This window comes from Mycobacterium sp. IDUB_28, assembly GCF_055419285.1.
In genome coordinates this window covers 133,921-147,729 of sequence record NZ_JBVAXK010000009.1, presented here as the reverse complement: position 1 = coordinate 147,729, position 13,809 = coordinate 133,921, and the positions used below count along the sequence as shown (strand labels likewise).

At 65.8% G+C, this 13,809-nt stretch carries 11 protein-coding genes; 6 read left to right on the top strand and 5 right to left on the bottom strand.

Features of this window, described 5'->3' with window-relative positions:
• Position 1 precedes the first annotated feature (1 nt).
• From ACZYZ9_RS19570 to ACZYZ9_RS19555, 4 genes are all read right to left on the bottom strand, one after another.
• The gene (locus ACZYZ9_RS19570) at positions 2-1,444 is read right to left on the bottom strand and encodes an NAD(P)(+) transhydrogenase (Re/Si-specific) subunit beta (protein WP_463827923.1); all 1,443 of its coding nucleotides are present in this window, start codon (positions 1,442-1,444) and stop codon (positions 2-4) included.
• A complete protein-coding gene (locus ACZYZ9_RS19565; protein ID WP_463827922.1) occupies positions 1,441-1,761 on the bottom strand; it encodes an NAD(P) transhydrogenase subunit alpha part 2 in 321 nt (106 codons plus the stop codon). Before ACZYZ9_RS19565 ends, ACZYZ9_RS19570 begins: the two co-directional genes overlap by 4 nt.
• The gene (locus ACZYZ9_RS19560) at positions 1,762-2,868 is read right to left on the bottom strand and encodes a Re/Si-specific NAD(P)(+) transhydrogenase subunit alpha (protein ID WP_463827921.1); all 1,107 of its coding nucleotides are present in this window, start codon (positions 2,866-2,868) and stop codon (positions 1,762-1,764) included. It abuts the gene before it with no gap.
• A gap of 94 nt (positions 2,869-2,962) precedes the next feature.
• Positions 2,963-3,424: a nuclear transport factor 2 family protein gene (locus tag ACZYZ9_RS19555; protein ID WP_463827920.1), complete on the bottom strand. Its 462-nt coding sequence runs from the start codon at positions 3,422-3,424 to the stop codon at positions 2,963-2,965.
• Positions 3,425-3,567: 143 nt separating this feature from the next.
• On the opposite strand from ACZYZ9_RS19555, the gene ACZYZ9_RS19550 reads away from it, so the two are divergent.
• From ACZYZ9_RS19550 to ACZYZ9_RS19525, 6 genes are all read left to right on the top strand, one after another.
• The gene (locus ACZYZ9_RS19550) at positions 3,568-4,788 is read left to right on the top strand and encodes an acyl-CoA dehydrogenase family protein (RefSeq protein ID WP_463828026.1); all 1,221 of its coding nucleotides are present in this window, start codon (positions 3,568-3,570) and stop codon (positions 4,786-4,788) included.
• Entirely contained in the window at positions 4,781-5,623 is an 843-nt protein-coding gene (locus ACZYZ9_RS19545; protein WP_463827919.1) for a tyrosine-protein phosphatase, read from the top strand. The genes ACZYZ9_RS19550 and ACZYZ9_RS19545 overlap by 8 nt, the downstream gene beginning before the upstream one ends.
• Before the next feature lie 75 nt (positions 5,624-5,698).
• Positions 5,699-7,342 carry a PE family protein gene (locus ACZYZ9_RS19540; RefSeq protein WP_463827918.1) on the top strand — a complete coding sequence of 548 codons (1,644 nt, stop codon included), beginning with the start codon at positions 5,699-5,701 and terminating at the stop codon, positions 7,340-7,342.
• A 138-nt stretch (positions 7,343-7,480) separates the two neighbouring features.
• Entirely contained in the window at positions 7,481-9,061 is a 1,581-nt protein-coding gene (locus ACZYZ9_RS19535) for a PE-PPE domain-containing protein (protein WP_463827917.1), read from the top strand.
• A 151-nt stretch (positions 9,062-9,212) separates the two neighbouring features.
• Complete coding sequence (locus tag ACZYZ9_RS19530; protein WP_463827916.1) at positions 9,213-11,027, top strand: PE-PPE domain-containing protein; 1,815 nt, start codon at positions 9,213-9,215, stop codon at positions 11,025-11,027.
• Positions 11,028-11,129: 102 nt separating this feature from the next.
• Positions 11,130-12,839, top strand: coding sequence for a PE family protein (locus ACZYZ9_RS19525; protein WP_463827915.1), 1,710 nt, complete (start codon positions 11,130-11,132; stop codon positions 12,837-12,839).
• On the opposite strand, the gene ACZYZ9_RS19520 is transcribed toward ACZYZ9_RS19525, so the two are convergent.
• Positions 12,836-13,804 carry an NADPH:quinone oxidoreductase family protein gene (locus ACZYZ9_RS19520; protein ID WP_463827914.1) on the bottom strand — a complete coding sequence of 323 codons (969 nt, stop codon included), beginning with the start codon at positions 13,802-13,804 and terminating at the stop codon, positions 12,836-12,838. The two genes, ACZYZ9_RS19525 and ACZYZ9_RS19520, sit on opposite strands and share 4 nt — an antisense overlap.
• Positions 13,805-13,809 lie beyond the last annotated feature (5 nt).

The window sequence follows — 13,809 nt, the reverse complement described above, 5'->3', positions numbered from 1 at the left end:
GCTACAGCGCTTTCAGTTCCTCGGCGACCTCGGTCACCGATTTCTTCGCGTCCCCGAACAGCATCGTGGTGTTGTCACCGAAGAACAGTGGGTTCTCGATGCCGGCGTAACCCGATGACATCGAACGCTTGAGCACGATCACCGAACGGGCCTCGTCCACGTTGAGGATCGGCATCCCGTAGATCGGACTGGACGCGTCGTTGCGCGCCGCCGGGTTGGTGACGTCGTTGGCGCCGATCACGATCGCGACATCCGTCCGGCTGAACTCGCCGTTGACGTCGTCCATCTCCTTCATCGCGTCGTATTCGACGTCGGCTTCGGCCAGCAGGACGTTCATGTGGCCCGGCATCCGGCCGGCCACCGGGTGGATCGCGTACTTCACCTCGACGCCCTTGGCCTCGAGCAGCGACGCCATCTCCTTGACCGCGTGCTGGGCCTGCGCGACCGCGAGCCCGTAACCCGGCACCACGATCACCTGATTGGCGTAGGCCATCTGGATCGCGGCGTCGGCTGCGGAGGTGGACTTCACGGTGCCCTGCTCGCCGCCCGGACCGGCCGCCGCGCCGCCGTCACCGCCGAACGAGCCGAACACGATCGCCGGGATGGATCTGTTCATCGCGACCGCCATCAGGTTGGTCAGGATCGAACCCGAGGCGCCCACGATCATGCCGGCGACGATCATTGCGGTGTTGTTCAGCGCCAGACCCGCAGCAGCCGCCGACAATCCGGTCATCGCGTTGAGCAGCGAGATCACCACCGGCATGTCCGCGCCGCCGATCGGGAACACCACGAACAGCCCCATCACGCCCGCGAAGGCCAACACCAACAGGATCCACCAGACCGGCCGGCCCGGGGTCAGCCCGAGGTAGACCGCAACGCCGACCGCGCCGAACAACAGCACGATGTTGGAGAGCTGGAAGAGCTTGGCCGACGCCACCAGCCGCTTCTCCACGTTCTTGGGGATCGACTCCTGCAGCTTCAAGAACGCCACCAGCGAACCCCAGAACGACACCGACCCGATGATCGCGGCGAACAGTGATCCGACGACCAGCGCGACGGTCGGCGACTGGTCCGGCCGGAAGACCGAGAAACCTTTGGTCTCAATGAATTCCGACCAGGCGATCAAGGCGACAGTGCCGCCGCCGACGCCGTTGAACAGCGCCACCAGCTGCGGCATGGCGGTCATCTTGGTCTTCTTGGCGGGTGGCACACCCAGCACCACGCCGATGGTCAGGCCCGCGGCGATCAGTATCCAGTTGAACGGCGCGGTGTCGCGCACCTTGATCAGCGTCGCGACCACAGCGATGCCCATACCGACCGCGGCGATCCAGTTGCCGCGCACCGCGGTTTTCGGGCCGGTCAGGCCGGACAGGCCGTAGATGAACAACGCGAACGCCGCGATATAGAGGACGTCCACGCCGTAGTTGACGTTCTGCGCGCTCATTTGACGGCTTCCTTGTCGGGCGCGGGCTTGCGCGACTTGAACATGCCCAGCATCCGGTCGGTCACCAGGAAGCCACCGATCACGTTCAGGGTGCCGAAGATCAGCGCGACGAACGCGATCGCCCGCACCCCCCAGCCGGCGTCGGCGGGCAGTTCACCCAGCACCAGCAGCGCACCGAGCACCACGATGCCGTGAATGGCGTTGGTGCCCGACATCAGCGGCGTGTGCAAGGTGTTGGGCACCTTGGAGATGACCGCGAATCCGACGAACCCGGCGAGCACCAGGATCGCCAGGTTGGCCAACAGCTGGTCGTACATCTAGGAGTCCTCCCCGGTGGTTCGGGTCACGCACGAGCCTGCGACGACCTCGTCGTCGAAGTCCGGCGCCAGCTTGCCGTCCTTGATCAGCAGCTCCAGCAGCGCGGTGATGTTCTTGCTGAACAGTTCGCTGGCGTGCTCGGGCATGGTGGCCGGCAGGTTCAGCGGCGACGCGATCGTCACGTCGTGCTTGACCACGGTCTGCCCCGGCTCGGTGAGCTCGCAGTTCCCACCGGTCTCGCCGGCCAGGTCCACCACCACGCTGCCGGGCTTCATCGCCTCGACCGCAGCAGCGGTCACCAGGCGCGGCGCCGGGCGGCCCGGAACCAGCGCGGTGGTGATCACCACGTCGAAACCGCTGATCGCCTTCTCCAGCTCTTTCTGCTGCTGGGCGCGTTCTTCGTCGGTGAGTTCGCGGGCGTACCCGCCCTCGCCGGCTGCGTCGATGCCGATGTTGAGCCACTGGGCGCCCACCGAGCGCACCTGGTCGGCCACCTCGGGACGCACGTCGTACCCGGTGGTCCGGGCGCCCAGCCGCTTGGCTGTGGCCAACGCCTGCAGTCCGGCTACCCCGACGCCTAGCACCAGCACGGTCGCCGGCTTCACGGTGCCCGCCGCGGTGGTCAACATCGGGAAGAACCGGGTGGACTCCGAGGCGGCCAGCAGCACGGCTTTGTAGCCGGCGACGTTGGCCTGCGACGACAGCGCATCCATGGCCTGGGCACGCGAGATGCGCGGGATCGCCTCGAGCGCGAACGCCTGCACCCCGGCCTGCTTGAGGGCACCGATCGCGTTCTCGGCATTACGCGGCGCGAGGAAACCGATCAGGGTCTGCCCGTCCCGCAGCTTGCCGACCTCCTCGGCGGTGGGTGGCGCCACCTTGACCACGATGTCGGCGGCCCAGGCATCGCCGATGCTGGCGCCGGCGTCGGTGTAGAGCTCGTCGGGCAGCAGCGCCCGCTCACCCGCGCCGGATTCGACCACGACGGCTGCGCCGCTTTTCACCAGTCCTGCGACCGCCTTGGGGACCAGCGCGACCCGGCGCTCGTCGACTCCGGACTCGGCGACGACCCCGACCTTCACGAGTCCCGTCTGCGCTTCTGTCATGGCGCGTACATCTACTTCCCTCATAGGTTGGGGTGGACCCCGATTAGATTGCTCAGACACCCTACGGGACTGTTCGGCCGCCCAAGAAACGCGACTACCAGAGCGGTATTTCGCTGTCGTGCTGGACTGCCGGGCGCGGACCGAAGATTCGCCGCTGCGCTTCGGTGATCGGTACGTCGTTGATGCTCGCTTCGCGCCGCGCCATCAGACCGTCGGCGGTGAACTCCCACAACTCGTTGCCATAGCTGCGAAACCATTGGCCGGTGCGGTCGCGGCATTCGTATTGGAATCGCACGGCGATGCGGTTGTCGTGGAAACTCCACAAGCTCTTGCGCAGCGAATAGTCGAGTTCGCGCTGCCACTTGCGGGTCAGGAATTCCACTATCTGCGCGTGGCCGACGAGGTGCTCGTCGCGGTTTCGCCACTGCGAGTCGGCGGTGTAGGCCAAGCTCACCCGGTCGGGATCGCAGGTGTTCCAGGCATCCTCCGCGGCTTGCACTTTCAGTTGCGCCGTAGCGGCGGTGAACGGCGGAAACGGCGGGCGGGGCTCGGTCATGACCACCATTCTTCCCCGCGAGCAGACGCAGAATCGCACAAATCCTGCCTGCCACATGCGATTCTGCGTCTGCTCGCCAGCGGGAGGTACCCCTACCCCGCGGCGGAGCGGATTGTCATATCGTGGCGGTCATGGACTTCGCGATGTCGGCCAAAGGCAGCGACTACCACAAGAAATTGTCCGACTTCATGACGGAGCACGTGTTTCCGGCCGAGGCCGAATACGACAGGTACCGGCACCAAGCCGGACCCAATGACCACAGCGTGCCGCCGGTGGTCGAAGACCTCAAGATCAAGGCCCGCGAGCGTGGCCTGTGGAACCTGTTCCTGCCGGCCGAGTCCGGACTGACGAACCTGGAGTACGCGCCGCTGGCCGAGCTGACCGGCTGGAGCCTGGAGATCGCGCCCGAGGCGCTGAACTGCGCGGCGCCGGACACCGGCAACATGGAGACGCTGCACCTGTTCGCCACCGAGCAGCAGCGCAAGGACTGGCTGGAGCCGCTGCTCAACGGTGAGATCCGCAGCGCGTTCTCCATGACCGAGCCGGCGGTGGCCAGCAGCGATGCCCGCAACATCGAGACGTCGATCGTGCGCGACGGCGCCGACTACGTGATCAACGGCCGCAAATGGTGGACGTCGGGTGCGGCAGACCCGCGCTGCAAGATCCTGATCGTGATGGGCCGCACCAATCCGGAGGCCGCCAGCCATCAACAGCAGTCGATGGTCCTGGTTCCGATCGACACCCCCGGGGTGACCGTGGTGCGCTCGACGGGCGTGTTCGGCTGGCAGGACCAGCACGGGCACTGTGAGATCGTCTACGACAACGTGCGGGTGCCCGCCACCAACCTGCTCGGTGAGGAAGGCGCGGGCTTCGCGATCGCCCAGGCCCGGCTGGGTCCGGGCCGCATCCATCACTGCATGCGTGCCCTCGGCGGCGCCGAACGGGCGCTGGCGCTGATGGTGCACCGGGCCAACACCCGGATTGCATTCGGCAAGCCGCTGGCCGACCAGGGACTGGTGCAGCACGCAATCGCCAAGTCCCGCAACGAGATCGACCAGGCGCGCCTGCTGTGCGAGAAGGCGGCCTGGACCATCGACCAGCACGGCAACAAGGCCGCTCATCTGCTGGTCTCACAGATCAAGGCGGTTGCCCCGCAGGTGGCCTGCGACGTCATCGACCGCGCCATCCAGGTGCACGGTGCCGCCGGCGTCTGCGACGACACGCCACTGGCCCGGCTGTACGGCTGGCACCGCGCCATGCGCATCTTCGACGGTCCCGACGAGGTGCACATGCGCACCATCGCGCGCAAAGAGCTCGGCGGGGAGCAGTCCGCGCTCGCCGCGGCGGTCACCCGCCATGGCTGACGGCCTGCGAGAGTTGCCGGGCGCGTGGAATTTTCGCGACGTCTCCGACACGGTCCCGGCGCTGCGTCCGGGCCGGTTGTTCCGGTCCAGCGAGCTGAGCAGCCTCGACGACGACGGCCGCGCGATACTGCGGCAACTGGGCATCACCGACGTCGCCGACCTGCGCGCGGCCCGGGAGGTGGCCCGGCGAGGTCCGGGACGCGTGCCCGCCGGCGTCGAGGTCCACCTGCTGCCGTTTCCCGACCTCGCCGACGACGACAAGGCAGCCGACGCCGGCACCTACGACGAGGCGCCACACGAGTCCGCATTCAAGCGGTTGATGATCGAGGGCGAATCCGACGAGTCGGACGAGGCCATCGAGGCCAAAGCCGTCCGCTACATGACCGACGAATACCGCCAATTCCCCACCCGCAACGGGGCGCAACGCGCAGTGCACCGGGTTTTCACCCTGCTGGCCTCCGGCCAGCAGGTCCTCACCCACTGCTTCGCCGGCAAGGACCGCACGGGTTTCGTGGTCTCCACCGTCCTGGCGGCGGTCGGGCTGGACCGTGACGTCATCATCACCGACTACCTGCGCAGCAACGACGCCGTCGCCACGCTGCGCGACCGGATCAGCGACATGATCGCGCAGCGCACCGACGTCGAACTGACTCCCGAGGTGGAGACGTTCACCAAAGCCCGGCTCTCCGACGGGGTGCTGGGGGTGCGAGCCGAATACCTCGAGGCGGCATGGCAATCGATCGACGAGTCGCACGGGTCGCTGGACGGTTATCTGCGTGACACGGGAATCACCGAGGACGATGTGGCCCGGCTGCGGAGTGCGCTGCTGGGCTGAGCTCCCTATGAGCTCGGCCAAAGCCCGGACAGCCCGGCGGGATTCGCCCTACCCTCTACGCAGGAGGGAGTCAGCTTGTCTCACGTATTCGCACAACCGCCCGTATTGACTGCAGCCGCAACCGAGTTGGCCGGGATCGGCTCGGCCGTCGGGGATGCCGCCGCGCTCGCCGCTGCACCGACCACCGGCATCCTGACCGCCGCGGCGGACGAGGTGTCGGCCGCCATCGCCAACTTCTTCGGTGGCTTCGGGCTCGAATTCCAAACTGTCAGCGCCAATTTCGGCCTGCTCTACGACGGATTCGTGCAGCGGCTCAACGCCACCGTGGCGTACTACACCAACGCCGAGGCGATCAATGTCGCTCAGCTGGTCCAGGGCGCGACGGGTGGGCTCCCCAACCCGCCGACCGGCCCGGCCGTCCCGATCGGGAATGTGGCGATCATCATGGGCGGGACCGGCACGCCGATACCGGGACCCACGTACGTCAATGCCGTCTATGACCTGTTCGTGGCGCCCTTCAACCCGCCTGCCGTCAAGATACCGCTGGCCACACCCGAGCAGCTCTACCCCATCACCGGCGTGCGGTCGCTGCCGCTGGCCACCTCCGTGCAGCAGGGGTTGGAGATTCTTAATGCCTCCGTCTCGGAGCAACTCGCCGCCGGAAACCACGTCACCGTGTTCGGCTACTCCCAGAGCGCCATCATCTCGTCGCTGCTGATGCAGCACTACATCTCGCTGGGTCCGAACATGCCGAACCCGGACCTGATCAACTTCGTCCTCACCGGCAACGAGATGAACCCCAATGGCGGGATCCTGGCCCGCATCCCGGGCTTGAACATCTCCACCATCGGCCTGCCGTTCTACGGCGCCACCCCCGACGGCCCCTATCAGACGACCACCTACACGCTGGAATACGACGGCTTCGCCGACTTTCCGCGCTACCCGCTGAACATCCTGGCCGACATCAACGCGGTGTTCGGCATCCTCACGGTGCACACCACGTACGCGGATCTGACCCAGGCCCAGATAGATTCGGCCATTCTGCTGCCGACCGAGGGTCCGACGAACAACGAGTACTACATCATCCCGCATCCCGATCTGCCGCTGCTGGACCCGGTGCGGGCGATCCCGGTGATCGGCCCGCCGCTGGCGGCCCTGGTGCAACCCGACCTGAAGGTCTTCGTCAACCTCGGGTACGGCGACCCGAACTACGGCTATTCCACCAGCCCGGCCAACGTACCCACCCCGTTCGGACTGTTCCCCAACGTGCCGCCCGGCGTCATCTTCGATGCCCTGGTCGCCGGGACCAACCAGGGCATCAACGACTTTGCCGCCGCGTTGCCGGTTGCGCTCAGCACGCCGCCGGTGATCCCCACCCCCGCGTTCCCGCCGCTGATCCAGGCCTACCTGCCGGACCCGCCGCCGAGGGTGCCGGCGACCCCGGTGAACATCGCCAACACGTTCGCTTCCGTGGTGTCCACCGGCTACTCGGTGCTGCTGCCGACGGCCGACCTGGCCACCGCGTTCGCCACCACCCTGCCGGCCTACGACGCGACCCTGTTCGTGAGCCAACTACTGCAGGGCAACATCAGGGAAGCGATCGAACTTCCACTGGCGGCGACGGCCGGATTGGCGGCGCTGGGCGGCATGATCGAATTCATCGCGGTGGTGGAAGCGGCGGCGGAAATTGCTCAGGACCTGCAGAGTCTCTCCTTCTGAGACCGGCCGGGCGTTGATCTCAATTCGGTTGCGCAGCAACAAATCACCGTAAAACGCCGATGTTTCCGGGTGTTCCCCCTACGCTTGCGCCTGGGTTCAGGGGTCAGCGCAGCCTGACGGTCGGGAAAGGGTGTGGCCTTGTCGTATCTATTCGTTGAGCCGGAAATCGTCACGGTGGCGGCCGCGCAGGTGGCAGAGGTCGGCTCCGCGATCGGCGCCGCCAGCGCCGCCGCGGCTGCGCCCACCTCGAACCTGCTGGCGGCGGCCGCCGACGAGGTGTCCGCCGCCGTCGCGAATTTCTTCGGCGCGTTCGGGCGTGAGTACCAGGACCTCCTCACGCAGCTGACCGGATATCAGAACCAATTCCAGCGGACAATAACCGCAGCGGCGACCGCGTACTCCACCACCGAGGTGGCGTCGGCCGCGGCCCTGCCTTGGCTTCCCAACGACGTGTCGCTGTTCATGAGCGGGACCGGGGTCCCGATCGTCACGTCACAGTTCATCCAGAAGGCCAACGACCTCTACGTCGGCGCCACCGGCCTACTGCGCGGACTCAACACTCCTGAGGAGCTGTATCCGCTGACCGGAGTCAGGAGCCTGTACTTCAACAAGTCAGTCGATCTGGGACTGACCATTCTCGACAACGCCGTCTTCGAGCAGATCCAGCAGGGAAAGACCGTCACTGTTTTCGGGGTTTCGCAGAGCGCGGTCATCTCGTCGTTGTACATGCGGAATCTCGCTGCGGGTCTGACGAGTTTCGGAGCCAACCCGCCGGGGGCGGGGGAACTCAACTTCCTGTTGGCCGGCAACGAGATGAATCCGAATGGCGGTCTGCTGTCGCGCTTCCCGGGCCTGTCGATGACGAGTCTGGGCCTGGACTTCTACGGCTCCACCCCGTCGGACACCATCTACCCGACCAAGATCTACACACTGGAATACGACGGCTTCGCCGATTTCCCCAAGTACCCGCTGAACATCGTCGCCGACCTCAATGCGATCGCCGGCATCATCTATGTCCACCCGACGTATTTGTCGCTGACGCAGGCGCAGGTCGCGAACGCCATTCAGCTGACGCCGTCGCCGGGCTATACCGGCAACACCGAGTACTACATCATCCCGACCGAACACCTGCCCCTGCTCCAACCGCTGCGCGCGATACCCGGCATCGGCAATCCGTTGGCCAATCTGCTGGAGCCGACTACGCGGGCGATCGTCAACCTCGGCTATGGCGACCCGGCCTATGGCTACTCCACCAGCCCGCCGGACGTACCAACCCCGTTCGGCCTGTTCCCCGAGGTGGCTCCAAGCACTGTCTTCAACGCGCTGACAGCCGGGGTGCAGCAGGGGGTCACCAATTTCAGCTCCGACGTGCAGGTGCTGCTCAGCCAGCCGCCCGTGGTGCCGACGCTCGACCTGCCCATCCCGACCGCGCTGCCGTCGCCGTCGACCATCGCCAACACGGTGGCGTCGATCATCTCGACCAACTACAGCGTGCTGCTGCCCACCGCCGACATCGGGCTGTCCATGGTGACCTCGCTGCCCGCCTACAACCTGCAACTGTTCACCGAACAACTCGCGCAGGGCAACCTGATCAATGCGATCGGCTATCCGATTGCCGCCGACATCGGCTTGGCGACGGTGGCCGGCGGCGTCGAAGTCCTGGTGATCGCCGAGGCGGCGGTGAACACGATCCGCGACATCCAGTCCCTTTTCGCCTGAAAGATCCCGTCGGATATTTAGTCGGCAAAAGCAGTATGCGGTTGACCTGACCGTTCTAGTCTGACAAGTGCCGAGCTCACTGGTGTCCTCAGCGCCGGGTTATCGAGCTCAGCTCCGCAACGAAATACCCTGGCCGTGAAGGGACTTCGCCGTGTCGCAGCTGACCGTGCAACCGTCATCGATTACCGCCGCCGCAGAGAACCTGGCCGGTATCCGAGCCGCTCTGGCAGAAGCCAACGCTGCCGTCGCCGGACCGACCACCAGTCTGCTGGCCGCAGCTGCCGACGAGGTGTCCGAGGCCGCGGCCCAATTGTTCGGTGTGTTCGGGCTGGAGTACCAGCAGATCGTCGGTCAAGCCGCGGCGTACCACGCGGAGTTCAACCGTGCCCTGGCCGCGGCCAGCCTTGCCTATGCGGAAGCCGAGCTGGCCAGTGCGGCAGCGCTGGCGGCACCGTCGCCGATCGAGGCGTTATTCGCCCCGCTGCTCGCACCGTTCCAATCGCTCTTCGGACCGCCCGCCATTTCGGGCGGAACTCCGGTGACCGCGCCCCAGGTGTTGCCGTCAACCGACGTGGCGCTGATCATGACCGGCAGCGGTACGCCGATTCCCACGCTGGCCTACATGGCGAGTGTGCGGCCCTGGATTGCAGCCACGCTCACCCAGGGTCTGTTGATACCGCTCAACACCCCCGAGGGGCTGTATCCGCTGACCGCGATTAAGGATCTGCCCCTCAACATCTCCGTCGACCGTGGCGTCGAGATGCTGCACAACGCGCTCTTCTCCCCCACCGGGCTGATCACCAACAACCAGAGCGTTTCGGTACTGGGTTACTCGCAGAGCGCCGCATTGTCCTCGATCGAGTTGCGCAACCTTGTTGCTTCGAACATCCCCTACGACCCGGCCAACCCGCTGACCTTTACCCTGCTGGGCAACCCGATGGCACCCAACGGGGGCCTGCTCGCCCGCTTCCCGGGCCTGACGCTGCCCGCCCTGGGCCTGGACTTCTTCGGCCCGACACCGTCCAACACCGGTTACCCGGTCAACATGTTCTCGTTGCAGTACGACGGCTACACGCAATTTCCGAGGTACCCGATCAACTTGCTGGCCGACCTGAACGCTTTCCTGGGCATCCAGACGGTCCACGGCGACTACCCGAGCATCATCCAGGCCGACGGGACGCTGGCCCCCGGTTACAGCATGGTGGAGTTGCCGGTGTCGCCCGGCAATGGCACCGACAACTACTATCTGATCACCTACGACGGCCTACCGCTGGTGCAGCCGATCCGCGCGATCCCGGTGATCGGGAATGCGTTGGCAGAGCTGGTCGAACCGAATTTGACCTACCTGGTCAACTGGGGATACGGCGACCCGCGCTACGGCTATTCGACCGGCTACGCCGATGTGCACACGCCGTTCGGGCTGATCCCGCCGATCCCACCGAACTTCATCGGTGACCAGATCGCGCTGGCCAACCAGGGTTGGGGCGCGTTCGTGGGTGAGGTCGGCGCGATGGTTCCGACGTCGCTGCCGGCACTGACGGATCTGCTCCCGACAGGTGGTGGCGGCGGTGACGGTGGCGGGCTGCCGTTCGAATTGCCCTCCCTCGAGGGCATTTCGGTGAACGGCATCTTCGACGCATTGGAAGCGGCGAACACCAATGTCACCACCGCAGTCACCACTTCGGCCGCAGCCGCCTACGCGACGCTGCTGCCCACTGCCGACATCGTCAACTCGCTGTTCACCACCCTGCCTTCCTACAACGTGAATCTGTTCCTGGACGGCATCCAGCAGGCGTTCAATGGTGACCCCGCGGGGTTGATCAACGCGTTCGGTAACCCGATCGCCGCTGACGTCGCGTTGTTGACGCTGGCCGGAGGTTTCCAGCTGATCGTGGTGATGGACGCGCTCACTTCGATCATCGACAATCTGACCGGCGCTCTCATCCCTATCGATGTGATTCCGTAGTCGACGCATTGGTAAAAGTGCTGCGTGGAAATGCGAACGGCTCTACGCTGGCACATGCCGCAGTGCGGCAATGGGGGGCCCTAACAGCTGAAGGATGGGCCGATGTCGTATGTGACCGTGCACCCGGACCTGCTCGCTTCGGCAGTCACCAGCCTCGGAGAACTCAGTTCCACGATCGGCGCGGCGAACACGGCAGCAACGTCTCCAACCACCGGTGTGCTGGCCGCGGCCGCCGACGAGGTGTCGGTCGCGTTCACCCGGCTGATGAACGAGTTCGCCGCGGGATACCAGGGCGCCGCGCGGCAGGCCGCAGCGTTTCACGAGCAGTTCGCCGGTCTGGTCGCGGGCAGTGGATTGGCTTATGCCCAAACCGAACTCGCCAACGCCGTCGACAACGCACTGGCGCCGGTCCGGTCGCTGATCGCCAACACCGCCGCGGCCCCGGCCGCGGGTGTGTTCACCCTGGTGATGGGCGCCAGTGGATACCCGATTCCCATCGAGGACTACATCCAGGGCATCCCGCCGTCGTATATCGACCCGATCTGGGGCGGGGGGATCAACCTCGGTATCAATACCCCCGAAGGGTTGTATCCGCTCACCGGAATCAAGGACCTCACCTTCGACGTGTCGGCGGCGCGCGGGCTGACCATCCTGGACAACGCGATTCGGGCGGCATTCGGTGAACTGACCGCCAGCCAGGTCAACGTGTTCGGTTACTCCCAGAGCGCGGTCATCGCCTCGATGGAGATGATCGCGCTCAATCCCGCCAATATCCCGGGCGCGGGCGTCTTCACCGACTTGAACTTCACCCTGGTGGGCAATCCCAGCAACCCGAATGGCGGTCTGCTGGCACGTTTCCCGGGGCTGGCGCTGCCGAGCCTGGGGTTGGACGTGTTCGGCGTCGCGACGCCGGACAACTCGTTCCCGTCGCGCATCTACACGATCGAGTACGACGGATTCGGCGGCTTCCCGCAATACCCGCTCAACGTGGTCTCCGACATCAACGCATTCCTGGGCATCATCGAGCTCCACGGCCGCTACCCGTTCCTTTCCGCGCAGACGTTGGCCAACGCGGTCGAACTGACCAACACCACCCACCCGACGCTGACCGAGTACTACATGATTCCCACCGAGAATCTGCCGATCCTGTCCCCGTTGCGCGCCATCCCGATCATCGGGCACCCGCTCGCCGCGCTGGTCGAGCCGTGCACGGAAGTGATCGTGAACCTCGGCTACGGCAGCACCACCAACGGCTGGTCGCCGGATCCGCCGAACGTGGCCACCGGATTCGGTGTCATCCCGCCGGTACCGCCGGGTGAGATCGTCGCCGCTCTGGCCGCCGGGGCCCAGCAAGGTGTCGTCGACTTCGCGCACGAACTGTCGCTGATCGGACCGTCGGACTTCACCTCGTTGCTGCCGACGGTCGATACCGCCGGGCTCAACAGGGTGCTGACGGGCGCACAGTACTCGTTGTCGTCGCCGCAGCATCTGGTCGAGTCCCTGCTCAATGCGAACCTCAAGATCGGTTACGCCACGTCGGCCATCGCTGCGTCGGCCTACTCGACCGTCCTGCCGACCACCGACATCGTGAACGCCGCGCTGACTGCCATCCCCGCCTACAACGTCAGCCTGTTCGGGAACGGAATCCTGCAGGCGCTCAACGGCGACCCCGTCAACGGGCTGATCAACGCGTTCGGCAAACCGGTAGCCGCAACAGTCGGATTGGGAGTGCTGATGGGCGGATTCGAGGTGCGGGTCTTCCAGCACGCGGCCAGCGACATCGTCGCCGAGATCAACGGCCTGTTCGCCTAGGGCTCCAGAACGACCTTGCCGAGCACCCCGCCGTCATCCAGGCTCTGCAGCGCGGCCCGTGCCTCGGACAGCGGATAGCGTTGCGGCGGAGGTGGTTTCAGTCCCAGTGAGACCAATTGGTGTAGACCCGCTGCGAACACCACCGCCGAACCAGGCACCTTGTTCAGGTACTCGCCCCACGCGACACCCAATACCCCGACGTTGCGCAGCAACAGCCGGTTGACGGTGAGCGTGGGAATGCTGCCCGCGGCGAAGCCGATCACCAGGAGCTTGCCGTCAATGGCCAGCACCCGGATTGCGTCGTCAAATGTCTTGCCGCCGATGGGATCCACGACGATGTCCACGCCCTGGCCGTTGGTGTGTTCGAGCACCCGCTCGACCCAGCCGTCGGCCAGGTGCACCACCTGGTCGGCGCCCAGTGCCGCCACATAGGCCATCGCGGCTTCGCGGTGCACCACCCCGATCACCTGGCTGGCACCCATCGCCTTGGCGATCTGCACGGCGGCGGTACCCACGCCGCCGGCCGCGCCGAGTACCAGCACCGTCTGTCCCGGCCGCAGCACCGCGCGCCGGGACAGGGCGAAATACATGGTGTTGTAGTTGACCAACAACGACACCGCTTCGGCGTCGTCGAGTTCGGCCGGGCTGCGGATCACGTGGGACACCGGCACGGCCACCTGCTCGGCGTAACAACCCAGCACACCGAAGGCCGAAACCCGTTCGCCCACCCGGAAACCCGAGTCCACCGGCGCCGATCGCACCACCCCGGCCGTTTCCATGCCGGGCACGAACGGCGGCGGCAACTTGAGCTGGTATTTGCCCTTGCTCAGCAGCAGATCAGGAAAGCACACCCCGGCGGCGCGTACCTCGATGACGATGTTGCCACCGCCATCGGGTACGTCGTCGATATCGGTGTAGACGATGCCGGACGGACCGGAAAGCTCTTGTACCACAGAAGCTTTCACGGTTC